This is a genomic window from Sulfurimonas sp. HSL-1716 (genome assembly GCF_039645975.1).
GTDB classification, from domain to species: Bacteria; Campylobacterota; Campylobacteria; order Campylobacterales; family Sulfurimonadaceae; genus Hydrocurvibacter; species Hydrocurvibacter sulfurireducens.
Window position 1 is genome coordinate 1,976,298 of sequence record NZ_CP147918.1, and the last position, 25,381, is coordinate 2,001,678.

24 protein-coding genes are annotated in these 25,381 nt (G+C 42.1%); 10 read left to right on the forward strand and 14 right to left on the reverse strand.

Annotated features, from left to right (window positions below):
* Window positions 1-3: 3 nt before the first annotated feature.
* Entirely contained in the window at window positions 4-1,269 is a 1,266-nt protein-coding gene (gene purD, locus WCY03_RS10055) for a phosphoribosylamine--glycine ligase (protein ID WP_345992601.1), read from the reverse strand.
* Window positions 1,270-1,590: 321 nt separating this feature from the next.
* Between purD and WCY03_RS10060 the strand changes: the two genes are divergently transcribed.
* Genes WCY03_RS10060 through WCY03_RS10075 form a run of 4 tightly spaced genes read left to right on the forward strand, consistent with a single transcriptional unit; the run spans window position 1,591 to window position 5,822 of the window.
* On the forward strand, window positions 1,591-2,697 hold the full coding sequence (locus WCY03_RS10060; RefSeq protein WP_345992603.1) for a pyridoxal phosphate-dependent aminotransferase family protein: 1,107 nt from the start codon (window positions 1,591-1,593) through the stop codon (window positions 2,695-2,697).
* A complete protein-coding gene (locus tag WCY03_RS10065; protein WP_345992605.1) occupies window positions 2,684-3,373 on the forward strand; it encodes an ATP-binding cassette domain-containing protein in 690 nt (229 codons plus the stop codon). The genes WCY03_RS10060 and WCY03_RS10065 overlap by 14 nt, the downstream gene beginning before the upstream one ends.
* On the forward strand, window positions 3,370-5,316 hold the full coding sequence (locus tag WCY03_RS10070; protein ID WP_345992606.1) for a PBP1A family penicillin-binding protein: 1,947 nt from the start codon (window positions 3,370-3,372) through the stop codon (window positions 5,314-5,316). Before WCY03_RS10065 ends, WCY03_RS10070 begins: the two co-directional genes overlap by 4 nt.
* Window positions 5,317-5,330: 14 nt before the next feature.
* The gene (locus WCY03_RS10075) at window positions 5,331-5,822 is read left to right on the forward strand and encodes an outer membrane beta-barrel protein (RefSeq protein WP_345992608.1); all 492 of its coding nucleotides are present in this window, start codon (window positions 5,331-5,333) and stop codon (window positions 5,820-5,822) included.
* On the opposite strand, the gene leuA is transcribed toward WCY03_RS10075, so the two are convergent.
* From leuA to WCY03_RS10100, 5 genes are all read right to left on the reverse strand, one after another.
* A complete protein-coding gene (leuA, locus tag WCY03_RS10080; protein WP_345992610.1) occupies window positions 5,819-7,486 on the reverse strand; it encodes a 2-isopropylmalate synthase in 1,668 nt (555 codons plus the stop codon). The genes WCY03_RS10075 and leuA overlap by 4 nt on opposite strands.
* A 179-nt stretch (window positions 7,487-7,665) precedes the next feature.
* A complete protein-coding gene (gene glnA / locus WCY03_RS10085) occupies window positions 7,666-9,096 on the reverse strand; it encodes a type I glutamate--ammonia ligase (RefSeq protein ID WP_345992612.1) in 1,431 nt (476 codons plus the stop codon).
* 116 nt (window positions 9,097-9,212) lie between these two features.
* Window positions 9,213-11,648: an efflux RND transporter permease subunit gene (locus WCY03_RS10090; protein ID WP_345992613.1), complete on the reverse strand. Its 2,436-nt coding sequence runs from the start codon at window positions 11,646-11,648 to the stop codon at window positions 9,213-9,215.
* The gene (locus WCY03_RS10095) at window positions 11,648-12,229 is read right to left on the reverse strand and encodes an ABC transporter substrate-binding protein (protein WP_345992615.1); all 582 of its coding nucleotides are present in this window, start codon (window positions 12,227-12,229) and stop codon (window positions 11,648-11,650) included. The genes WCY03_RS10090 and WCY03_RS10095 overlap by 1 nt, the downstream gene beginning before the upstream one ends.
* Before the next feature lie 2 nt (window positions 12,230-12,231).
* Window positions 12,232-12,948 carry a VacJ family lipoprotein gene (locus WCY03_RS10100; protein ID WP_345992617.1) on the reverse strand — a complete coding sequence of 239 codons (717 nt, stop codon included), beginning with the start codon at window positions 12,946-12,948 and terminating at the stop codon, window positions 12,232-12,234.
* 158 nt (window positions 12,949-13,106) lie between these two features.
* On the opposite strand from WCY03_RS10100, the gene WCY03_RS10105 reads away from it, so the two are divergent.
* The 5 genes from WCY03_RS10105 to WCY03_RS10125 all read left to right on the forward strand — a co-directional run bounded on the left by WCY03_RS10105 (window position 13,107) and on the right by WCY03_RS10125 (window position 16,942).
* The gene (locus tag WCY03_RS10105; protein WP_345992618.1) at window positions 13,107-14,027 is read left to right on the forward strand and encodes a branched-chain amino acid transaminase; all 921 of its coding nucleotides are present in this window, start codon (window positions 13,107-13,109) and stop codon (window positions 14,025-14,027) included.
* A gap of 62 nt (window positions 14,028-14,089) precedes the next feature.
* Complete coding sequence (locus WCY03_RS10110; protein WP_345992620.1) at window positions 14,090-15,169, forward strand: prohibitin family protein; 1,080 nt, start codon at window positions 14,090-14,092, stop codon at window positions 15,167-15,169.
* A 38-nt stretch (window positions 15,170-15,207) separates the two neighbouring features.
* A complete protein-coding gene (gene hisIE / locus WCY03_RS10115) occupies window positions 15,208-15,888 on the forward strand; it encodes a bifunctional phosphoribosyl-AMP cyclohydrolase/phosphoribosyl-ATP diphosphatase HisIE (protein ID WP_345992622.1) in 681 nt (226 codons plus the stop codon).
* On the forward strand, window positions 15,885-16,397 hold the full coding sequence (locus tag WCY03_RS10120; protein WP_345992624.1) for a DUF2393 family protein: 513 nt from the start codon (window positions 15,885-15,887) through the stop codon (window positions 16,395-16,397). Before hisIE ends, WCY03_RS10120 begins: the two co-directional genes overlap by 4 nt.
* Window positions 16,394-16,942 (forward strand): DUF2393 family protein, encoded by a 549-nt coding sequence (locus WCY03_RS10125; RefSeq protein ID WP_345992626.1) that lies wholly within the window; start codon window positions 16,394-16,396, stop codon window positions 16,940-16,942. Before WCY03_RS10120 ends, WCY03_RS10125 begins: the two co-directional genes overlap by 4 nt.
* Here the strand turns inward: WCY03_RS10125 and WCY03_RS10130 are convergent.
* The 6 genes from WCY03_RS10130 to trxA form a co-directional block, all read right to left on the reverse strand.
* Entirely contained in the window at window positions 16,939-17,898 is a 960-nt protein-coding gene (locus tag WCY03_RS10130; RefSeq protein WP_345994081.1) for a TIGR01212 family radical SAM protein, read from the reverse strand. The genes WCY03_RS10125 and WCY03_RS10130 overlap by 4 nt on opposite strands.
* Before the next feature lie 9 nt (window positions 17,899-17,907).
* Window positions 17,908-19,266, reverse strand: coding sequence for an amidophosphoribosyltransferase (gene purF, locus WCY03_RS10135; protein WP_345992628.1), 1,359 nt, complete (start codon window positions 19,264-19,266; stop codon window positions 17,908-17,910).
* Window positions 19,267-19,393: 127 nt separating this feature from the next.
* A complete protein-coding gene (gene dapB / locus WCY03_RS10140) occupies window positions 19,394-20,161 on the reverse strand; it encodes a 4-hydroxy-tetrahydrodipicolinate reductase (protein ID WP_345992630.1) in 768 nt (255 codons plus the stop codon).
* 21 nt (window positions 20,162-20,182) lie between these two features.
* Entirely contained in the window at window positions 20,183-21,136 is a 954-nt protein-coding gene (trxB, locus tag WCY03_RS10145; RefSeq protein WP_345994082.1) for a thioredoxin-disulfide reductase, read from the reverse strand.
* A gap of 12 nt (window positions 21,137-21,148) precedes the next feature.
* Window positions 21,149-21,634, reverse strand: coding sequence for a hypothetical protein (locus tag WCY03_RS10150; protein WP_345992632.1), 486 nt, complete (start codon window positions 21,632-21,634; stop codon window positions 21,149-21,151).
* A gap of 12 nt (window positions 21,635-21,646) precedes the next feature.
* A complete protein-coding gene (gene trxA, locus WCY03_RS10155; protein ID WP_345994083.1) occupies window positions 21,647-21,985 on the reverse strand; it encodes a thioredoxin in 339 nt (112 codons plus the stop codon).
* A 204-nt stretch (window positions 21,986-22,189) separates the two neighbouring features.
* Between trxA and WCY03_RS10160 the strand changes: the two genes are divergently transcribed.
* Window positions 22,190-22,984 (forward strand): outer membrane protein OmpK, encoded by a 795-nt coding sequence (locus WCY03_RS10160; RefSeq protein WP_345992634.1) that lies wholly within the window; start codon window positions 22,190-22,192, stop codon window positions 22,982-22,984.
* On the opposite strand, the gene WCY03_RS10165 is transcribed toward WCY03_RS10160, so the two are convergent.
* Both WCY03_RS10165 and WCY03_RS10170 read right to left on the reverse strand, forming a co-directional pair.
* Window positions 22,974-23,303, reverse strand: coding sequence for a YraN family protein (locus WCY03_RS10165; protein ID WP_345992636.1), 330 nt, complete (start codon window positions 23,301-23,303; stop codon window positions 22,974-22,976). The genes WCY03_RS10160 and WCY03_RS10165 overlap by 11 nt on opposite strands.
* A complete protein-coding gene (locus WCY03_RS10170) occupies window positions 23,300-25,366 on the reverse strand; it encodes a molybdopterin-dependent oxidoreductase (protein WP_345992638.1) in 2,067 nt (688 codons plus the stop codon). Before WCY03_RS10170 ends, WCY03_RS10165 begins: the two co-directional genes overlap by 4 nt.
* Window positions 25,367-25,381 lie beyond the last annotated feature (15 nt).

The window sequence follows — 25,381 nt, forward strand, 5'->3', positions numbered from 1 at the left end:
CGATCACAGTGCCTGATACGCTATATCCATACGAAGCTTTTTGCCCACATAATGAACCTGTCCGCAAAGCATATAAGCTCTGTCTCTGGCTTGCTTGATGGAATCGCCAAGACCGACACACACCAGCACGCGTCCACCCGTCGCATAAAGGATATCGTCCTCTTTTTTAACACCTGCATATGAGATATGAGTATTTTCTTTTATCTCGTCATGAACGATCTCATCGACCACTATCTCCGCAGGAACAGATTCGGAATACGGATAATTTTCACTTGCCATTACCACGCCGACGGCGTATTTGTTTTCAAACTCTACATTAAGCTCATTCAGTTTACCTGTTGCGGCTTTATAGAAAAGTTCACGGGCGGGAGTCTTCATAAGCGGCATAAGTATCTCGCACTCAGGATCGCCGAAGCGGACGTTGAACTCCAAAGTGATCGGCTCGCCGTTGACTATCATAAGACCGATGAAAAGCACGCCTTCAAACGGTGCGCCCTCTTTTTGCATCCCCTCAAGTGTCGGACGGATCACCCTCTCTTTTACTTTTTGGTAGATCTCGTCGTTTACCAAAGGAGTCGGGGCATATGCACCCATTCCTCCCGTATTTGGCCCCTGATCGTTATCAAGAAGACGCTTATGGTCTTGAGCCGCCGGAAGCAGGATGTAGTCCTTCCCGTCGCAGATCGCAAACATCGAAAGCTCGTACCCGTCCAAAAACTCTTCGACGATCACCTTTCTTCCCGCATCGCCGAAGCTTTTTCCGCTAAGCATCTCCGAAACAGCTACTTTTGCCTCGTCATGAGTCGCAGCGATAATAACGCCTTTTCCGGCACAAAGCCCGTCGGCTTTCACTACGACAGGGGTAGGAAGTATATCAATGAACTTAAATGCATCTTCGATAGAATCGGTCTCTATGTAACGCGCCGTAGGGATATTGTACTTTGCCAAAAAGTTCTTCATATAAACTTTTGAACCTTCCAAACGCGCCGCTTCTTTGCTTGGTCCGAATATCACGAGACCTTTTTCTTTAAAGATATCGACTATACCTCCGACCAGAGGAGCTTCCGGCCCGACTATCGTCAAATCGACACCGTTTGCTTCTGCAAAATCGGCTAGTTCATTATAGTCTTTGATAGAAAGATTTTCTCCTAGAGAGTCGGTGGCACCGTTGCCCGGAGCGAAATACAGTTTTTTCACTACAGGGTCTTTTTTGAGCATACGCCCGATCGAAAACTCACGTCCACCACTACCGACAACTAAAATATTCATCAACAATCCTTAAAATAATCTATCCTATAAAAAAATAGCTAATCCAGATCACAAAAATGACCTGAATTAGCTATTTAAGCCCGAGCAGCCGTTGTGCAAATCGCTTTGGTTCTCAAAGCAAAAAAACTAGCGAAGCGAGAATCTCATCAGGCGACAGTCTCTCGGCAGAGTCAACGTACCTCAAACGAGATCATCGACACACAAAGATTTCTACGAAATTCGCTAAACGTATATGTAGAACCCTCTCATACGCACGTAGTCGAACCGCCCAGACTATTCAAATTATACACTTTTTTTGCTTACTTAGTTATAATATCCACCATGAATTACTACGCAAACGAGCTAAAAGCGCTCATAAAATCAAACCGTTACAGAACAAGAGAGATCGTTGATTATGGTTTAAAAGATTTTGCTTCAAACGATTATCTCGGGCTTTCTTCTAACAAAGAGCTTCACGATCTTACATGCAAAAAACTCGCTTCAAACCCCGTTCATGCGCCAAAAGCCTCTTTGCTCGTAAACGGATACCATCAGATACATAAAGAGTTTGAAAAAGCATTATGCGAAGCAAACGGATTTGAAGAGGGCATAGTGCTTGGCAGCGGTTTTAATGCGAATATAGCGCTCATCGAAAGTCTTGTGAGAAAAGGCGACACGCTTTTTATGGATGAAAAATTTCATGCTTCGGGTGTGCTTGCAAGCAATCTCAACGATCTGCATGTAAGGTTCTTCAAACATAATGATACCAATGAATTAAAGCAGCTTTTGCATAAATCCGATGCAAAAAGAAAGATAGTCGCCGTCGAGGGAATATATTCTATGGACGGCGACTTGATGGATAAAGAGATCTTTGAAATATGCGACAGTGAAAATACTCTGCTCATCGTGGACGAAGCACACAGCAGCGGAGTCGTGGGAAAAAACCTTATGGGAGTTTATGATCTTTTTGATATACAGATAAGAGATAACCACATAAAAATGGGGACACTAGGCAAAGCTTACGGGAGTTTCGGTGCATATATTCTCGCATCTTCGCACATCATAGAGTATCTCTTAAACCGCGCAAAACCGATAATATATGCGACCTCTTTATCGCTTTATGACACTCTGTTAGCCCACAACTCGTTAAAATATATCCTGCAAAACAAAGAGAGCTTGAAAAAAGAGATAAGAAAGCGGCAAAAGATCGCACATGACATCTTCCATACGGATACGCCTTCGCTCATAATCCCTCTTGTGGTAGGAGACAATAAAAAAGTGATGCAGGTAAAAAACACTCTTAAAAAAGAGGGTTATATGATAGGCGCCATAAGACAGCCGACCGTCGAGAGAGCGATCTTGCGTATTATTGCAAGGATCGACGACGATGCTTTGGTATTTGAAGAGTTATGCAAAAAAGTAAAAAGGCTTTTAGATGAAGGTATCTAATCTTGATATCACCTATAAAGACAAAACCCTGGTGAATATAGATTTTGACATAAACTCCTCTTTGGCTTTGGTCGGGCAAAGCGGAAGCGGCAAAAGCCTTACGATAAAAGCGCTTTTAAACATGCTTCCCCAAGAGATGAAACTCTCTTTACAGATAAAAAGCGGCTTTGAGCTTGCAGCGGGAAAAACCATAGGTTTTGTTCCGCAGAATCCTTTTACCGCACTTTCTCCGCTGACGAAGATAAAAGATCAGATATTTATTCCTTTCGATGAGATAAAGGAACTTTTCAAACAGGTCAATCTGGATATCTCGCTTCTTCAAAGATATCCTCCCGAGTTGTCCGGAGGACAGCTTCAGCGTGTCGTTATCGCCATTGCGCTCAGTTCAAACCCAAAACTCCTGCTTCTTGACGAACCCACGACTGCTCTTGATCCGCAGACAAGAACGACGATCATAGATCTGCTCAAAGATCTTCAAAACAGATTTGGCTTCAAGGTTCTCTTTGTAACGCACGATATGAGTTCTGCACAGCTTTTGTGCGACGAGATATGCGTCATAAAAAACGGAAAAGTCATAGAATCTGGTAAAATGGCGGATGTATTAAACGATCCGCAGAACATATATACAAAAACACTCATAGAAGCAAACTTTGCAAACAGGAAATATCGCGAATGAAAAAAGCATTTATATCTATTTTTTTATTGATCCTCATCTCGCCTTTCGCAGTTGTCGGATATTATCTTACCCAGTACAATTACGACCTGGACAAACTGATAAACTATAAACCTATCTTAACCACCAGAATCTATGACAGAAACGGCGAAAAGATCGCTAACATCTTTAATGAAGAACACAGATATTATGCAACGTTTGATGAGATCCCTCCCAGACTGATTGAAGCACTTCTGGCCATAGAAGATACCACGTTTTTTGAACATCATGGAGTCAATTTCGACGCTATTTTCCGCGCACTTATCAAAGATATAAAAGCAGGAAAGATGGTCGAAGGGGCCAGTACTCTTACGCAGCAGCTTGTAAAAAACACGTTGCTAACGCGTGAAAAAAAGATTTCAAGAAAGATAAAAGAGCTTATTTTCTCCTTGAAACTGGAGCGTGAACTAAGCAAAGAACAGATTTTAGAACGCTACTTGAACGAAGTTTATCTGGGACACGGTTATTACGGTATGAAAACGGCCGCGGACGGCTATTTTCACAAAGACCTGAAAAACCTCACTTTAAAAGAGATGGCGATGCTCGTCGGTCTTCCAAAAGCCCCGAGCTTCTACTCTCCGACGAAAAACTATGAGATATCGCTGGGACGCGCGAACCGTGTCATAGAACGTATGCACTCACTGGGCTGGATCGACGACAAAACCTATGAAAAAGCCACAAAAGAGCAGCCCCATGTATATGACTCGACACTTACACAAAACCAGGCTCCTTTTGTCGTAGACGAGGTTCTAAGAGAGCTGATAAAAGATTTTCCAGACATTAAAACAGGCGGTTACGACATCTATACGACGATCGACTTGAACATGCAAAAAAGCGGAAGGGAAGCTTTAAAATATGCATATGATCGAGCAATTACCAGAGTCTCTTCGAGCGAAGATTCCAATGATACGAACCTCACACAGCTAAACGGTGCACTTGTAAGTATCGAACCGAGCAGCGGAGACATTCTTGCACTTGTTGGAAGCGTCGACTACGATAAAAGCCCTTATAACCGTGCAACACAGGGAAGACGCCAACCCGGAAGTGCGTTCAAGCCCTTTATCTATCAAGTAGCGATCGATCTGGGCTATTCTGGTGCGACTCAGCTAGTCGATATTGCAAAGACCTATGAGTATGAAAAAGACGGGGAAGAGATGAAATGGCAGCCGGACAATTATGAAAAGAATTACAAAGGTCTTATAACCCTGCGCGAAGCGCTGATCCACTCAAGAAATCTGGCTACTATAAACCTGGTCACGGATATCGGATTAAACACTATTTTGCAGTCATTGGAAAGCTACGGGATAAAAAACCTTCCTCATGATCTCTCCTTGTCGCTGGGTTCGATCTCTCTTTCTCCGCTGGAATTGGCTCAATACTACAGCTCTTTTGCAAACCATGGTATTCAGGTGGAACCGATTCTTATAAAAAAAGTAGAGAAAAACTCCGAAGTCGTCTTTAGACAAGAAGCAAAAAGAAAATATATCACTTCGCCCGAACAGACCTACCTGATGACATCCATACTCCAAGACGTTGTTAAAAGAGGAACGGGAAGAAACGCGAGGGTAAGAGGCATAGAACTCGCAGGAAAAACGGGCACCACCAACAATAACGTTGATGCCTGGTTCGCAGGATATTCTCCCAGTATAGAGACCGTCGTTTGGTTCGGAAATGACGACAATACGCCGATGCATGCTAAAGAAACTGGAGGAAGAACAGCCGCTCCTGCATTTAACTACTTCTACAAAGAGCTTCTAAAAAGCAATCCTCAGGTCAAGAGAAGATTCGTAAAACCTGAAGGCGTCATAGAGGTCAAGATCGGAGGAGAAACGGAATATTTTACCAACACTTCCAAACCTCCAAAAAATGATAATACGGAGAAGAAAAACGAGGAGTTGATCTTTTAATAAAAGGAAGCAATATGAAAAATCTGCTATTTCTGTTGAGCATTCTTTTTACCTCCATACATGCCGATAGTTTCAAAAAAGGAAGTATCGGCGTAAATATCGCCGCGGGAAGCGCTTCTTTGAATACGAACGAAGACACGAAAAACTACACGGTCATAGGTGCAGGCGCGGACTATTTTTTTGCCGACGATATCTCTCTTGGACTTGAATACACATATTGGTCTGGAAACACTCCAAATATATCCCAACTAACGGTACCTTTGAACTACTATATACCTTTTAGCAAAAAAGTTCTACCTTACCTAGGCACTTTTTACAGGTACACATCTATGGGAGAGCCCTATAGTGACTACAGCTCTTACGGGGTCAAAGCGGGTATCACGGTAAATATATCGAAAAATACTTTTTTGGGTGCGGGATGGATAGAAGAATACTACAAAGAGTGCTCTAACTTTAAAGAGTGCAGTACCGGCTATCCGGAACTGCTCATACTCTTTACGTTTTAGTTAAAAGCTCTGTTTAATGCGGAGAAAAGTGCTTTTATAGAAGCGATCGTTATATCACTGTCTACCCCCACGCCAAAGAACGATGTCAAGTCATTTGTCTCGATCTCTATGTACGCCACTGCGTTTGCCGAGCTTTGTTCACCGCAAGAGTGCTCGGAATACGATTTGATCTTAAATGCGTATTCACACTCTTTTGAAAGTGCGTTCTTACAGGCATCGATAGGACCGTTACCATGTCCTTCTGAGACTATCTCCTTACCGTTGCATGAGTACGTAAGCTTGCACCACACGTTTTTATCCTTCGAAGTCGGAGAGCTGATGGCAAAATCTACAAGCTCTACACCGCCTTCGGATTCAAGGTAGGTCTTTGTAAAGATATCCAAGATCTCATCGTTATTCAGCTCTCTGCCCTCTTTGTCCGTTACTCCCTGAATGATACGCCCGAATTCCGGATGCATTTTTTTAGGAAGCTGATATCCGAACTCATGTTCTAATATATAAGCGACTCCGCCTTTGCCCGATTGGGAGTTGATGCGTATGATACCCTCATACGTACGTCCGACATCTTCGGGATCTATCGGGAGATACGGAACCTCCCAAAGAGGATCCTCTTTTAGTTTTTGAAACGCAAGACCTTTGTTTATCGCATCTTGGTGTGAACCCGAAAATGCCGTATAGACAAGCTCTCCGACATACGGATGACGGCAGTGCGTATCTATCTCCGTACATCTTTCAACGATATCCAAGACTTCGTTTACGTTAGAGAAATCGAGTCCGCTCTCAACTCCCTGTGTCGTCATATTGAGCGCCAAAGTGATAATATCGACATTTCCCGTTCTCTCGCCGTTACTTAGCAAAGTCCCCTCTACCCTGTCGGCTCCCGCCAAAAGCGCAAGCTCTGTCGCTGCCACGCTGGTTCCTCTGTCATTGTGCGTATGCGTGGATATTAACACGTGTTCACGGTTGTTCAAGTGCCTGCTCATCCACTCTATCTGATCAGCATAGACATTGGGTGTCGCAACCTCGACGGTTGCCGGTAAGTTGATAATAACCGGACGCTCTTTAGAGATTCCCCAGCGCTCTGTGACCGCATTACAGATGCGTGCTGCAAACTCCAGTTCGGTTCCCGTAAAACTCTCCGGAGAATATTCCAAAACGATCTGGCCGTTATGATTTTTTTCATATTTTTTGATCAAGTCGACACCCTCAAGAGCCAGTTCGACGATCTCGTCCTGCGTCTTTTTAAACACTATCTTTCTTTGTGCGACTGAAGTGGAATTGTAAAGATGCACGACCGCTTTTTTTACGCCTTGAAGCGCTTCAAACGTTTTTTCTATCAAATGTTCTCTCGCCTGGACAAGAACTTGGATCGTCACATCATCGGGGATCAGCTTATCATCGACCAGCTTGCGCAAAAAGTCGAATTCGACTTTTGAGGCCGAAGGAAAACCTACCTCAATATTTTTAAATCCGATTTTGAGTAAGAGTGCAAATAGTTCAAGTTTTTTATTCAGATTCATCGGCGTGATCAATGCCTGATTTCCGTCGCGAAGATCGACACTGCACCATTGCGGCGCTTTTGTTATGGTGTTAGAAGGCCATTTGCGATCTGGCAAATCTATCTGCGGATAGGGGCGGTATTTACCCTGTTTTATATGATTCATTAGAATCCTTTTTACTTGAAATATTAAATAACTGCACTCTTAATTTACAATTATTTGCGCAATTATAGCCAATTTTACGGTTGAGTAATTTAAAAAAGAAGTATGTATATTTAATTTAAGTGGAGTTTTTTAAAGAAAAAAATTTCCAAGCAAGCTCACGCTTACCTGGAACAAAGAGATTAGCACTGATACGTAGTTTTAAACTCGTAAGCTGTCGGACGTCCTTCATCAGGGAATACTTCACGCTCGAATTTATATGCTTGGTATGTATCGATAAACGTTTCTGTAAATACCGGTTTTAAGAAATCGTTATCACGGATAAGCGCTTCGAGTGAACCACGCAATGTATGAGGCATTTGCGGGATACCTTTTTCACGAATCTCATCTAAAGTAAGTTCGAAAAGATCCTCATCCATCGGTCCTACAGGAATATATTTGTTTTGAATACCGTCAAGTCCGGCCATCATCATTGCAGCAAATGCAAGATATGGACAAGCAGTTGAGTCAGGGAATCTCATCTCGATACGGGTAGCTTTCTCACCTGCACCATACGGGATACGGCAAGATGCAGAACGGTTTTGAGAAGAGTAAGTTAAGATACTTGGAGCTTCGAAACCTGGGATAAGTCTTTTGTATGAGTTCGTAGAAGCGTTTGTAAACGCAGCAACGGCACGCGCATGCTTAAAGATACCGCCGATATAGTGAAGAGCTGTTTCACTTAGGTTTCCGTACTCACCCTCTTTGTAGAAAAGGTTTTTACCGTTTTTCCAAAGTGATTGGTGCGTGTGCATACCGTTTCCGTTATCTCCGTAAAGAGGTTTTGGCATGAAAGTAGCAGTTTTACCGTTAAGGTGGGCAACCATTTTAACAACGTATTTATATTTTTGAACATTATCCGCTGCTCCGATGATATCAGAGAAAACAATACCGATCTCACCTTGAGCTTGAGCAACTTCGTGGTGACCAAGAACAACCTCAAGACCGACTTGCTCTAGAATCTGCATCATCTCTGCACGAAGATCGACCATAGAGTCTGTAGGCTGAACCGGGAAGTAACCGCCTTTAGTACCCGGGCGGTGTGCAGTGTTGTACATATCTTCATAAGAGGTGTTAGAGTTCCACTCACCCTCTTCACTGTCGACTTTGTAACCGGATTCATTGATGTTGTCGACGAATTTTACGTCATCGAAAACAAAGAATTCGTTTTCAGGTCCGAAGTATGCAGCATCAGCAATACCTAAAGACTCTGCATGCGCAAGTGCTTTTTTCGCGATAGAACGCGGACATTTTTCGTATAGTTCACCTTTATAGATGTCATATACATCACAGAAAATAATGATCGTAGGGTCTGCAGTGAACGGATCTAAGAAAGCTGTCGGCACGTCAGCCTTAAGTAACATATCTGATCTGTTGATCGGCTGCCATGCTTCGATAGACGAACCGTCAAACGGGAAACCGTTTTCCAAGTTACTTTCGTTTACCGCGCTCATACGGTAAGTAAGATGATGCCAAGCACCTTTAATGTCTGTAAAACGAAGATCCACAAATTGAACTTCGTTCTCTTTACAAAAAGAGAAAAACTCCTCTACGTTATTAACAAATTTTCCCATCAAATCTCTCCTGATCTTAATTATATATTGCCCGTATTGTACCGAAGATTTCCTGATTAAAATAATTATCTTTGATTAAAAAATAAGCAATTTTATCTTTTGTTTCAGAAAGTTAACTATTTTTTGTACGGTTTGACCAATAAGAGCAATGCAGGAAGCAGTAAAAGGTCCGTCACAAGAGCACTGAACATAGCCAAGACCGTAAGAAGCCCGAAATATATCGTAGGCGTAAATTCGGAAAGTACCAAAACCAAAAAACCGATCATAATGGTAATGGAAGTATAATACATCGCATACCCGACACTTTGATGCGATCTTTTCATCGCTTGGACATAGTCATGGTCTTTTGCATACTCTTTTTTATACCTGTGAAGATAATGGATGGTATCATCCACGGCGATACCGATGGCGATGGATGCGATGGTGATGCTCATCATGTCCAGCGGTATATCAAGATAGCCCATAACACCGAAAATAAGCGATATCGGTATAACATTTACTATCATAGCGATCAGCATGACCTTCCAAGAGCGAAACAGAATAAAAAACACGATCCCCAGTAAAACAAGCATCAACCCAAGCGTCTTGATCTGGGAGTTGAACAGCGACTGGAGCATATTGTTGTACAGTACCATCAGATTGGAAAGATGGACATTTTCCTTTTTTAATCCCAGTTTGTGTACCAGATCGTACTTAATCTTTTTCAAAAGACGGTCGCGTTTTAGTTTCGGGTTTGAATCTACTATGCGCATGGAAAATCTGACCTGATTGGCTTTGATATTGACGTACGGGGAGAGCACGATCTTACGGAATCTCTGCGGAAGCTCGTTATACAGCATGGCAAGAGCAAAATCATCCAGATCTTTGTTGTCGTTGAGACTGCGCCCGAGTTCCAAAACACTTCCCAAAGACAAAACTTTACCGATCTCGGGAATCGATTCAAGATAACTGTGAACCTTTCTTACCACATCCATCTTATCGGCACTGAACCAGTACTGATTTTGATTCTTGATGGCATTGTATTCATCTTCAAACTCATCGAACTCGTCTTCGGTTGCGTTCTTCTTCACGGTTTTTTTAGGAGTGTCTTTAGGCTTTGGAAAATCGATGATGACGTCTAAAGGCGTCGTTCCGCCCAAGGATCTGTCGATGACCTCCATCCCTTTATATATCTCGGTCGATTTTTTAAAATAGTTGATGAAACTGTTCTCTACCCGTATATCAAATGTATAGAGTATGCTTATACCAAAGATGAGCATACTGAAAAAGACGACCGATTTTTTATGTTTTTCCACCAGATGCGAACAAAGAGCAGTCAATGAGACCCTCGTTTTAAAATATACTTTTTTATCGGATTTTTTCATTAAAACGAGCATCGCCGGAAAACTTAAAAATATAACTATCAAAGAAACCGTAATGGCGAGACTCATCATCCAGCCAAGCATAATGACCGGCAATATTCCCGAAAAGACAAGAGAGCTGAATCCCGCTATCGTGGTGATGATGGCAAAGAAAGAGGGTTTTAGTATGGATGTGACCGTCTGCAGAATCAGCTCCTCTTGGGAGAGTTCGTTTCGGGTAATAAAAAGCTCCCTGTACCTGACCATAAGATGTATGATTATCGATATGGTCACAATCAGCTGCAGCGAGATAAAATTCGACGATACGACGGTGACTTCAAACCCGAGCAGACCGAAAAGGCCCGTCGATGCAACAATGGAAGCCGTGGAGATAACGATAGGAATAACTACCCATTTCAGCTCCCGAAATACGATGTAAAGCATCAAAAGTAAAATGACAAGGACGATCGAACCGTACGTCTTTATATCGCTCTTTACATAGGTGATCATATCATCGGCTATCATATCCACGCCGCCTAAAAAAAGCTGTGCGTCGTAAGAATGCTTTTGCATAACGTCTCTTATCTCTTGAAGATTGAGATGTTCTCTGGCGCGTTGTATCTCTCTGTAGTCTTTAAACGCTTTGATATCGCTTGCTTTTTTTGTCGCGTTCTTTTTATCTAAAAGCGTTTTGTACCTTTTGTCCTCTTTGAGATTGACGACGACTGCAGTGGTTATAAAATCTTTTCCGACCAGATTGTTCTTATATATGGGATTTGACAGAAATTCCGCTTTTGCCAGGTTCCTGTCCGTCGAGTTCGATTCCAGCGTAGGTATATTTTGTATTAGCTCTTTTAAGGGTTTTGAAGGGCTTTTAAAAAGAGGAACATCAAGGATGGAAACCACGTTGTCGACGAAGTTCAAAGACTGTAGATCTTTTTTCAGACTTTTCAGGTTTTTTAGGCTTTTCTCGCTTAAGAGAGGCGCATCGGGAGTATAGGTGATGACCAGAAAATCCGGCGCATCGTAACGGCTGTTTATCTCTCTGGTATATATAAGGTCTTTGTCATTTTCCAAAAGCAGTGTTTCCGCGGATGCATCGACACTGAGCCGCGGAATGTAAAACGCCAGAAACGTGACGATACAAAAAAGGACGAACAGCGTGATCTTGGGAAACTTGATGATCCTGTTCTTATAGAAATTTTCTATCATTATTGCGATTTATCTTTATCCAGTTCTTCTAAAAACTGTTCGAAACTCTTTGTTTTTAATGCTGCTGAAAATTGGTTTCTATATGTCTGAACTATACTGACACCGAAGATATCGACATCGTAGATAAGCCATTTTTTTTCGTCGTTTTCATAGAACTTGTAGATGACAGGCTTCTTTTCCGTCTTTGTTATAAGATAGCTCAGCAGAGTGATCCGCGTTTTTCTGATCCTTTTGGCTTTTTCAAATTCGAGCTTTTCATCCGTATAGAGATGCAGTTTGTTTATATACGACTCTTTGATTTTTCTGTTAAACACGACATGAAATTCGCTTTTCTGCTTCTTTGTAAGAGAGGTATAGATAGTTTTCCCAAGACAAAGTTTACCCATAAGATAAAAATCGAAAAGAGGATCGACAAGCCTGACTATCTCCTTGTCCTGTTCCGCTTTTGGCATCGATTTATCTTTCAATATGGACGTTACTTTTTCGCTGTTTTGAACGATCATATTCGTAATATCATCTTCTACGTTCGCATGCAGCGTAAAAAAAACTCCAAAAATCAAAATCATCAAAAATGACTTCACCGTTACTCCTTAATCAACATCTCACGGTTCTGTTCATAAGCATCGCGTATAAACGGATAGAGATCGATAGCATCTTTTCTAAACTCTTTATACTCTTTGGCTTTTAGCGAACCTTCATTGAATTGTTTGTATGAGATTATACCCCAAGATTGATATTTATTATCGACCGCGTTATATTTTCTGTAATCGTCATAATAAAGAGGATCGGCCGCCGCATCCACATAAACTCCCGCCAGATCTCTGAGGTTGTACTGTCCAAAAAACGGCAGGGTTATCGGGAATCCGCCGCCTACTCCGTAATGACCGAGCGTCTGTCCGAAATCCTCATTGCTTTTATCCAATTTCAGCCACGTATATGCAGGATCGAAAAAACCGAAAAGTCCGACCGTCGTATTGATACCGAATCTCTCGACATCTATCCATGCTCTTTTAAACTTCAATTGAAGCAGGTTGTTTATAAACGTAATAGGAAATTTCAGGTTATCGAAAAAGCACTGTATGGACGAACGAACCGTTCTTGGAGCGACATAATCATAGCCTTTGAACAGATACGGGTCCAGCACATGCATATACAGATAATCGTTAAAATTCGTCATAACGCGGTTATAACCGCTAAGAGGGTCAAAAGGTTCATGTTTTTTTTCTACGAATTCATCATTAAAATCATCAATATTATCCGCATAAGAATATACATTAAAAATCAGAAATACTAACAACAAAAAACGCATTTGCACCTCACAACTATATCAAAATAGTATCTTTATACTTCTTTTAATTACCTTATTGTTCGCCATATATCCAAATTTAATAAAATACAAATGGCTATTTTGGTAAAATATCTGACTTTTAACTTTGGCAACAACGGAGACAACATAATATGGATAAAGCCAAATATATTTGGATGAACGGAAAATTTGTAAACTGGGACGACGCACAAGTACACGTTCTCTCTCATACAATTCACTACGGAAACGGCGTAATCGAAGGAACAAAAGCATATAAAACCGATAAAGGATACGCTATTTTCCGCTTAAACGACCATACGAAAAGATTAAAAGAGTCTGCAAAGATGACTCTTATAAACATCCCGTACAGTGTCGAAGAGCTTAACAAAGCGCAGATACAACTCATAAAAGACAATGGGTTCACCGGTGACAACGTTTATATCCGTCCATTCGCATTTTTAGGATACGGGGTCATGGGCGTTTATCATGTAAATGCTCCGGTAGAAACCGTACTTGCCGCATGGGAATGGGGCGCATACCTCGGTGAAGAAGGAATGAAAAAAGGGATCAAACTGAAAATAGTTTCTATGACCCGCCCTGCCAATACTTCTAACATGGGTAAAGCAAAAGCCACGGCAAACTATCTGAACTCGCAAATGGCAAAGTATGAAGCGATCGACTGCGGTTACGACGAAGCACTTTTGCTTGACGATCAAGGGTATGTAGCCGAAGCAAGCGGTGCGAGTTTTTTTATGCTAAAAGAGGGTAAACTGATAACTCCGCCAAACGACAATTCACTGGAATCGATCACTCAAAAAACAGTGATAGAAATGGCACAGGACCTCGGCATCGAAGTTGTACGCAAACGTATCTCAAGAGAGGATGTCTATATAGCCGACGAAGCGTTCTTGACAGGAACTGCGGCCGAGATAACACCAGTACGCAACGTGGATGCAAGGGTCATAGGCGGCGGCGCACGCGGAGAAGTAACAGAAAAACTGCAATCGATGTATTTTGATATCGTTTTTGGACGTAACAAGAAGTACGAACACTATTTGACGTATATCGATTAATTTAGAATTTACCGTTGCAATACGGTAAATAAAACAAAACTCATATAAAGGAACAAACTGACATGGCATCAGATATGAACGATTACTTTAACAAGAAAAAAAGCCAAGGCGGTGGATTCGGCGGCGGAGACGGTTCTTCGCCAAAAGCACCCAAACCTCCAAAGATCGATTTTAATCTCGGCGGCGGCAAATCGATCATACTCTATTTTATTATCGGTCTTGTTCTGCTTTTGATCATAGCCAAACCTTTCGTGATCATTCAAGAGGGTGAACGCGGTATTCTCTCTACAAACGGAAAATACCAAGAGCAATCGCTTCTTCCTGGACTTCACTTTATTATTCCTCTTATCCAAAAGGTCTATACGGTCGATACGAAAGTACGTATCATCAACTATGCAAGCGGATTGGAGAGAACAGACAAGGGTGACGGTATCCTTACAAAACCTGCTGTTACCGTTCTGGACCGCCGCGGTCTTCCTGTTGCCATCGAGCTGACAGTCCAGTACAGACTCAATGCTCAATTTGCCGCACAGACAATCTCCAACTGGGGATTCAGCTGGGAAGACAAGATCATCAATCCGGTCGTACGTGACGTTGTGAGAAATGTTGTAGGAAACTATGATGCAGAATCTCTGCCAAATGAGAGAAATACCATAGCAACCAAGATCGAAGCGGGGATCAGTGAAAACGTAAAAGCCCTGCCGAACTCTCCTGCAATTTTACAATCCGTTCAACTGCGCGAGATCGTCCTGCCGCAAAAAGTAAAAGATCAGATCGAACGTGTGCAGATAGCAAAACAAGAGGTACAGCGTGCAGAGCAAGAGGTATCACGTGCAAAACAAGAGGCTTTAAAACGTGCCGCTGAAGCGCAAGGTAAAGCAGATGCCGTTAGAATCGAAGCACAAGGTAAAGCACAGGCTATAACGATAGAAGCCGATGCAAATGCAAAAGCGAATATGCTTATATCAAAATCATTGACTTCTAAACTTCTGCAGTTAGAGCAGATCAAAGTACAAGGTAAGTTCAACGAAGCGCTTCAAACGAACAAAGATGCGAAAATATTCCTAACACCGGGAGGTTCGACTCCAAATATCTGGGTTGATATGAAAGAATCCCGCAACAAGGTTACATCGATTAAATAAAAAGTTCCTCCCGGAACTTTTTTAGCTTAAGGAAACGAATGCAGAACATACTTGATCGCGTTGATTGGAAAAAACAGGAACTGCTGCCGGTGATCGTTCAAGACGTTGTTAATAACGAGGTCTTGATGATGGCTTATATGAACAAAGAAGCTCTTGAACTTTCTTTAAAGACAGGCATCGCCCACTATTTCTCACGCTCTAAACAGCGTATCTGGAAGAAGGGTGAGAGCAGCGGACATATCCAGACGATCCGCTCTTTTCATATCGACTGCGATAACGACACTCTGCTTATAAAAGTGACTCAAGAGGGCGTAGCTTGCCATACGGGCAGACGTTCCTGCTTTTTTACCGAACTTAAATCCGGAGAGATACAAACGGAAGTTGAAGTAGATACCGACGCGGTATACGGAGTCATAGACACTCTGTATCATACGATCCAAGAAAGAAAAAATGCCGACCCTTCCACATCCTGGACAGCAAAACTTTTCAGTAAAGGCGAAAACACCATACTAAAAAAAGTGATCGAAGAATCAGGTGAGTTCACCTTTGCGTTTAAAGACGATGACGAAGCGGAGATGATCTATGAAGCAGCCGACCTGACATACCATATGCTGGTCGCTCTTGCATATAAAGATATCTCCCCCGACCGTATCAAACAAGAGCTTGCACGCAGATTCGATATAAGCGGAATAGCGGAAAAGAACTCCAGAGAATCATGAAAGAGAAACTGCTCGCATTCATTCATGGGCTGACCAATTACGATTATGCCCTGTTTGGCGGTATATTTATTGTCTTTTTGCTTCTGCTTCTTACAGCACTCCTGCTGAGAAAAAAACATCTTTTATCCATTATAATTCTTCTATTAAGCATGATAACCATCTTTATCGGACCCGTCGTAGGATATATACAACTCCATAAAACTTTATATAAGCACAGTTGTAAGATCACCGATGTCAAAGAGCTGCAGTTTACTCCCGCAGTCGTAGTAACGGGAACCCTCACAAACGAATCAAAAAGAGATTTTCATACCTGCAAAATCACCGTAAAGCTGTATAAAGTTTCCCATAATGCGATACTAGACAGATTGTTCATGCTTAATCCATTTCAAAAAATGTCGATTATTGAAAAAGACATTCTAAAAAATGAAACAAGAGCCGTGAAGATAATAGTCGAGCCTTTTGACTACAAAAACGATTATAACGTCTCTATGGGAGCTGATTGCAGATGAGCACATATCTAACTATTTGGCACTATCTTATCATTTTGCTCGGGATCATACTAATTATTCTCGGAGTTTTTCTGGCTTTCAGGCAGCAAGAAAAAAAGATCATTGCGCCTATGATATTTTCCATCTCGCTAATAGTCGTTCTTGTAGTCGGTTTTACCCTTGTAGCGATTGACAAATATACAAAAAAAGTACACTTAAGCAATGTACACAATCACAGAATCCTTTCTATTGAGAAGATCGTGTATACTGGAATCGTAAAAAACGTCGGCAACCATACCATCGGAAAAGTGACATTTGAAGTGAAGCTCGTAAACAAAGCGCATGCAGGCGGAAAAGTCAAAGCCGGAAGCTTCTACAGCCCGAGCGGATTTGCCGAATTTTTCAGCGGAGGGATGAATATCTTGTATAAACCTCAGACCGTAACGAAAAAATTCGTAGTCGCCAAGGACCTTAAACCCAACAAAGCAAAAAGCTTTAGAGTCATGTTCGATTATCCTCCCTATTTTGAAAACGTCTCACAATTCACAAGCGTTACAGCCCACTAATATTTAAATCCTATTCTTTTTAAAGAGCTGTTTATATTTCTAACCTGCTGGTTCTTATCTCTGCACCAAGCCGGTGCGATCAGGGAATCGTCATTCATCCCTGCGGTGATCCTCTGCACACTTACATGCTCAGGCTTCATCTTAATAGCTTCGTTCAAGACTTCAAGATAATCTTCTTCACCGATAGGAGTGAACTCGCCTCTGGCATACTCATTTGCGAGCGCGGTCTTTTTCACGACATAAAGAGGATGGTATTTTACGGAGTCTATTCCCCATTCATACGCCTGTTTTGCAGTCTCAAGCATCATCTTTTTGTCTTCGCCCGGCAATCCAAAGATCAGATGTCCGCAGACGTTAAGTCCGGCTGCTTTTGCTTTTAATATCCACTCTTTGACGTTTGCACTGCTATGACCACGGTTAATGCGTTTGAGCGTTTCATCATAGACCGATTGTATACCGAACTCTATCCATATCTCTTTATCTTTAGCCAGCTTTCCCAAGTACTCAAGTGTTTCGTCTGTGATACTGTCACTTCTTGTACCTATGCTGAGTCCTACGACATCTTCAAAGGAAAGCGCTTTGTCATATAGGGCTTTTAATGTTTCAAACGGGGCATAAGTGTTTGTAAACGATTGAAAATAGACGAGATATTTATCTATGCCGTATTCTTTTCTTTGATAGGAGCTAAGAGCATTGAACTGCGTCTCCAATTGAAGAAGCTGTTTCTCAAGAAAAGGATTTTCGTCCGAATTCAAATTCAGGTAAAAACCTTTTAATGGTTTTGCACTGTCCAAACTCGGGCTGAAAGAATCGTTTTCGCAGAAAGTACACCCGCCTTTTGCGACCGTTCCGTCTATATTGGGACAGGTAAAACCGGATATCGATACTGCGGTTTTATAAACTTTTACACCAAATTTATCTTTTAAGTACTTCCCAAAAGTATATATCTGTTTTATTTCCATAACCTATACTATGTACTTACCTGTAAAACAAGCCGTACAATATCGATCTTCAGTGTCGGCGTTCACACTTTTGAGCAGGGCCTCTTCACTAAGATACGCCAAAGAATCGGCCTCTATGAAATCACATATCTCGTCTATGGACATATTCGAGGCGATAAGTTTATCTTTGTCTGGAGTATCCACACCGTAAAAACATGGATCGGTCGTAGGAGGAGAGGATATCCTCATATGAACTTCTCTTGCCCCTGCATCTTTGAGCATCCTAACTATTCTTCTTGAGGTTGTTCCGCGGACAATCGAATCATCCACCACGATTATCGATTTGCCTTTTATGATCTCCTGCATAGGTGAAAGCTTCATCTTCACTTTGAGATCCCTCATCTCCTGCGTAGGTTCGATGAAAGTACGTCCGATATAGTGGTTTCTCATGATTCCCATCTCATACGGAATTCCGCTTCCTTGAGAATATCCGATAGCCGCAGGAACACCGCCGTCGGGAACAGGAATGACCATATCCGCATCGACGGGTTTTATTTTGGAGAGCTCGACACCCATGTTCTTTCGCATCTGATAGACGCTTTGTCCGTATATACTTGAATCGGGACGGGCAAAATACACATATTCGAAGATACAGTGTTTTGGAGTAGGCTCGAATATCCGTATACTCTGGGGTGCCTTATCTTCTTCAAATATGAGGAGCTCGCCGGGCTCTACGTCACGTATATACTTGGCACCGATAAGATCAAATGCGCAGGTTTCGCTCGCTACGACATATCCGCCGTTGGCTATTCTTCCAAGACTTAAAGGACGAAAACCGAATCTGTCGCGCATAGCAAACATTTTCGTGCGGCTTAAAAAAACTAATGAAAATGCGCCCTCTATTCGTTTTACGCCGTCGATTATACGGTCTACAAGATGCTCTTTTTCACTTTTTGCGATCAAATGAATAAGGTTCTCCGTATCCATAAAAGTTTGAAAAATCGCCCCTTTTTCGATCAACGCATCACGAACCTCTTTGGCATTGGTCAAGTTACCGTTGTGAACGATGGCCATCTCTCCGAGATCGTATCTTGCAAAAACAGGCTGGGCATCAAGAATGGAATCATCTCCAGCCGTAGAATATCTCGTATGTCCTATCGCGTTCTTGCCTTTGAGCGTTTCAAGTTTTTTCTCGTCAAAGACGGTGGTTACCAATCCTCTGTCTTTGATAGTATGAAGTTTTTTTCCGTCGGCAGAAGATATTCCGGCGGCTTCCTGACCGCGGTGCTGCAGCGCATGCAGTGAAAAGTATGCCAGCTTAGAAGCCTCTTTATGACCAAATATTCCGACGACCGCACACTTTTCATTCATATTTTCAAGCAAGATAGAATCCTTGTAAATGTTAAATATATTTATAAAAACTATAAGATTTTGTTTTGAAATGGTTTTTATAAATTTATTTTGGAATTATACTAAAAAAGAGCTAAAACGGCTCTTTTTTAATATATCGTCAAAGCTCCAGACAATCTGCAATATTATAGAGTCCCGCAGGCTTGTCCACAAGCCATCTTGCAGCGCGAAGCGCACCTTTAGAAAAAGTATTTCTACTTGTCGCCGTATGATTTAGTTCGATAAATTCACCGTCGTTATAAAAACCTACGGTATGACGTCCGACGATATCGCCGCCGCGAAGCGCCATAACGGCGATCTCATCTTTCGTTCTCTCGCCGATATTACCGTTTCTGCCGCTTACTCTGACTTTATCCAGATCAAGGTCTCTGGCTTCCGCCGCACTATACGCCAACGTAAGCGCCGTACCGCTCGGAGCGTCTTTTTTATGTCTATGGTGCTGTTCGACTATCTCTATATCAAACCCTTCTAAAGTCTGAGACGCAATATGGACCAGTTTATTTAAAAGAGCGACACCAAGCGACATGTTCGTAGCATAAAGAATCGGCATGACTTCACTCGCATCTTTTAAAAGGTTCATTTGGTGCAGATCAAGCCCCGTCGTACCGATGACCAAAGGTTTCGGAGCTTTGACGGCCTCTTCTAAAAGCCATTGACATGCCTCCGGCAAAGAAAAATCCACTACAATGTCGCAAGCACTCAAAAAAGTGTGCAGATCGTTTGTCACTAAAACCGAAGGATCGATAGAAAAATCAAGACTCTCTCTTACATACACCGTAGACAGCGACATATTTTCCTCTAATTTCAGATCTTCCAATAGTAAACGGCCTACTCTTCCGCTCGCGCCAAAGACTCCAACTTTAATCATAATATCTATTCCTTATTTTATTTAATCTTTTTGATGGCTTAATTTTTCATCTACGTATGAGATCGCTTTAAGCGCTGCCACTGCACCGTCGCCCGCAGCACTGACGACCTGTTTTGGGGCTTCTACTCTCATATCGCCCGCAGCGAACAATCCTTCGACCGAGGTTCTCATACTCAAATCCACGATAACTTCGCCAAAACTGTTGAGCTCACATAAAAATGTTCCGTCTTCTTGCAAAAGCACCTGATTGTTCACGTTGTTCCCGACAAATGTAAATACGCCGGGCACTGCGATATCTCTGCTTTGTCCCTCATTGTTTACGACTCTGATACCAGTTACACCCATTGCATCACCGAACACTTCATCGGGAACGGCGTTTAAAACAAGCTCTATATTTGCGGTGGATTTTACGCGTTCAACGGTATTTGGCGCCGAGCGGAACGTATCTCTGCGATGTATAAGGTAGACTTTTGTACAGATCTTTGCTAGGTAAAGAGCCTCTTCCAAAGCAGTGTCTCCGCCGCCGATGACCGCAACTTCTTTGCCTTTATAGAAAAATCCGTCGCATGTCGCACAGGTACTTACGCCTCTTCCGAAGAATTCATCTTCTTTTTTAAAGCCGGCACGGCGGGGAGTCGAACCCGTACAAACGATGACACTGTAAGCTTCTTGTGATTTACCGTCGCCTCTGTGTATGATAAAATTGCCGTTTTCTTTGCGTGAAACACGCGTTACTTCGACCATCTCATGTTTTAATCCAAACTTCTGACACTGTTCGGGCCACGGTATCATCAGGTCCATACCCGTGATCTCGCCCGTTATGCCCGGATAATTCTCGATCTCGCTGCTTTGCGTTATCTGACCGCCGGGCATACCTTTTTCAAACATCACTACGTTCGCAAGACCGCCGCGCGTCGTATAAAGTCCCGCTGTAAGACCTGCCGGACCACCGCCTATAATAGCACAATCTAAAATATTATTTTCCATCTATAACTCTTTTATTTTTTTATCGATCTGTTCTAATGTATCTAATTCTCGTATCATACTATCTTGTTTATAAAGAGTGTCTTTGATTTTTTTTATAATGAAAATAGATGGAGAATGATAGATATTAAATCTCTGAATAAATTTTAGATTCGTATTGGTACCCGAACGCAGAAATATCGTATTTTTCGTATTTTCAAAGCTGTTTTGATAAAAATCTATCGCTATTACTTTGTACGGGGCATTGACGTTTGAGATTACGTCTTGCGTGTTTTTATCTTTTGAACTGTACAAAACTACGATGTATTTATCGTCGGCCGGTCTGAAAATATCGCTTTTTTCATAAAAGACCCACTCACCGAAATCTATGAACTTATACTCTGAAAACTTATAATTGAAGTACGCAAAAGCCCCCGCAATAAGAGCCGCACCGAAGAAAGAAGCAAAAACGGTAGTGACGCTAAAAAGGCTTCTGCCTCCTTTAGCCATCAACTCTCCCTATTATAAAAGAGAGTTTAGTTTATCTTCAAAAGCCTGTTTTGAAGCAGCACCGACCATCTGTTCTACCATTTCACCGTTTTTAAAGAAAAGGATAGTCGGAATGGAACGAATACCGAACTTGACTGCGATATCTTGTTCTTCGTCAGTGTTTACTTTACAAATTTTTGCTTTTCCGTCGAAATCTTCTGCCAACTCTTCAATAACAGGCGCGATCATACGACAAGGTCCACACCATGGAGCCCAAAAATCCACTAATACCACACCTTCGTTAATTGTCTCTTCAAAATTCGCTGAAGTAAGTTCTATATATCTACCCATTATCTTTAGTTCCTTTTTTATGTTATCTAGTTGCTGTATTATACAAATGAAATCTTTAAACTATCTTATAATATCTTTCTTATTTAAACATATCGTAATTTAATTTTTTGCCCTTTTCGTTGATGCGTACATTCATAGAAAAATAGATATTTTACAAACGTTCTGCGACTTTAAAGATATCATATGATATCATCCTCGAACCAAAAAACAAAGGCTGCTTTAGTAATGCATAATTTGAAAAAATATAAAAAAATGATCTTTGCTTTTTTAGTAGTATTTTTGACCTGTTCCTCTCTTTTTGCCGACGATTCTCTTTTGAAAACAAACTACTCTTTTTTAAACGTCAGCGCTAACTATCTTGATTGGACGAAAAGCACAGAAAAAAGCTCGCCGCAAAGAGATTTTGCCTATCTGGAGCTAGAAGGCGGAGCCGGATTTGAGTGGGGAGACGTCTATGGCTATTTTGACATAGAAAACCCTTCAAGAGGATATGACAATACACCTCAAGACAACAGAAGATACGCTTTCAAACCCGCAATGGATATCAGGCTTTTTCACAGTAACTGGTATATATATTCTCAGGATTTCAACCTTTATTCAAAAGATTACCATATCTCAAACCTCATCGCCGGTATCTCGTATAAAATGGTAAAAGAGGATCTGCTCTTTCAGCCTTTTTTGGCTCCGCACTATCAGGAAAGCACCTATTACAGCGGTTTTAACGGCTATATGTTCGGCTGGATATTAAACTATGATTTTACGATGCACAAGGAAAAATTTACCATCTTTCAATGGCATGAGCAAGAGTTCGCAAGAGATAAAAAACACTACCTTGCAGCCGACGGTTCACGCACAGGAGACGGAGAATCTTACGGCATTCAAGGCTCTTTTGAACTTTGGTGGCATATGACAAAAAGAGTAAAAGCGGGGCTGCAGTACCGTTACGCACTGAACAAACTCGGCTACTACGGATATCAAGACGGATTTATTTACTCTTTAAGATACTATTTTAAAAGGTGATGTTTTCGATCATATCGATCGAGGCGGGCGTGACGATGATTGCATCGTACACATAAGCACACTCAAGTGCATTTTTCTTTATATAAACGTCTGCCGTTCTCAAAACTCTACTCATCTTCTGAGGCGTGATGTTTTGTACTGCGGATTCATACTCTTCACCGCTTTTCACTTCTACGAAATGCAGAACTTCATCCTTAAAAGCTATGATATCTATCTCACCGAACCTGCTGTAAAAATTCCTCTGCACTATCGTATACCCGTTAGTAGAGAGATATTCACAGGCCCTGCTCTCCGCAGCATCGCCTTTTGCTCTGCTCATTGCACAGGAAGTATCTCTACTTTTACGGATTTAAAAGCCGCCGTTAAAATAAGCTCGTCGCTTTTGTCTCCAAAAAGAGAGTTTATCTTCGATTTTGCATGATGGAAAGTACAAAAAAGCGTCTTCGGCTGTATTTTTTCCGTAAACTGCACGCTTAAAGGGGTAGTCTCTCCAAATTCAGATCTCAGTATGACTTTTTCCGTCGTAAAATCACCTCTGTCTCCCTCATGCACAAGCAGAATATCTTCATCATAGCGTTTGTTCAGTTTTTCACTGCGCGAAGTCTGAGAGGCATTGTTGTATTGGGCAATCGTGCGTCCCGTGGTGAAATGGTATCCCGTGAGTTCTTTATTGACAATCTCTTCTATCATTCCTCTTAGTTTATACTGATGGTAATGAAACTCTCCCAGCCCGTCTTCGGTTCTAAAGTCAAGCTGATGTAAAATAGGCGTGTCTTCGGTGTGAACCGGCCATTGAAGCCCTCTTTTTCTGTGACGCTCGAGCCTTACGTAAGAAGCGCCGCTGAAGCGGTGGTAAGCGACCTCTCTTACTTCGTCCCAGACATCTTTTGAACTTGCATAGTTTGCATTTCCGCCCATCTTGTTGTCAAGAATCTGCAGCACTTCCCAGTCGTCAGGCAGATCCGATTTTACAAGCGGCTGTGAAAGGTGCAGTCTTCTCATCGCGTTAACGTAGACTCCGGTCTTCTCGTACGCCGACTTCACCCCTACGACGATATCCGCACGGGAAGCGACATCGGTCATAAAAAGTTCCTGCACAAAAAGAAGCTCCAGCCGTTCAAAGGCTTTATCTATTTTATTGAGATTCGGATGGATATGCGTGATATCCTCTCCCACGTTAAGCACCGCTTTTATGCGGTCTTGAAGCATCTCATCGACCAGCTGAGGGGTCATCAGTCCGATCTCTTTTGGTTCCTGATAGTCGGGCGCATAATATGGAAGCATACCCATGTCGCAGGCTCCTTGAACATTATTCTGCCCCCTTAAAGGCATAAGCCCGGCACCCTCTTTGCCTACATTTCCAGTCATTAACGCCAGATGCGTTATGGCCATGACCGCATATGAGCCGTCCAGATGTTCGGTAACTCCAAGCCCCCAGAAGATCATCGATTTTTTAAGCGCATACTCGCGAGCTATCTTCGGTATCATCTTTGAGAGATATTCATATCCCTCTATCTCTTCGAAGTATTTCGGATTTGCATACGGATCGTTTAATATCTTCTCTTTAAACTCGGCAAATCCTTTTGTCCTGTCGGCGATGAAACTCTCATGATAAAGTTCCTCGTCGATGATCGTATAAGCAAGCATGTTCAAAACTAAAAGATTTGCTTCATGCGGGATAATCGCTTTATATTTAGAGAATCTGTGAAGTTTGATCTCTCTGACGTCAAATACCGCCAGGTTGTCATGTTTTTGCGCCATATCGACGATGCGGTTTGCGATGATAGGATGAGCTTCGGTCGTATTCGAACCGATGACGATCATAAATTCACAGTTATAGATATCGTTGTACGGGTTTGTCGCAGCACCTTCGCCTATGGTAGTTCTCATCCCTTTTAGACTCGGGCTGTGGCAGACTCTCGCACAGTTGTCCACATGCGGAGAGTTCAGAGTATGACGCGTAAACTTTTGAAAAAAGTATGAGCTTTCGCATGACGTCCTTGCTCCGCCGATGGAGCAGACGCTTTTTTCACCGTATTTCGTCTGGATATCCTGAAGTTTCATTGCCGCCGCGGTAGTCGCGCTCTCAAGCGTGGTCTCATACCATATATCGTCAAGATCGATCAGAGTCGAAACGATGCTCTCTTTTATATACGGGTTCTTTTCTAGAAAAGATTTACGGATACGTGGAGTCTGCAGCCTGTCCTGCGCTTCTATGAAATCAAAGCCGTACTTTCCTTTGATGCACAGTTTTCCTTGTGAAACAACACCGTCGGGATGAGCAAAAATCTTTTGTATCTTGTTATCTTTTACATTCGCTGCTATATCACATCCGACCCCGCAGTATGTACACACACTGTCTATAGTTTCAACATTTTCCATTACGAACGATCCTGT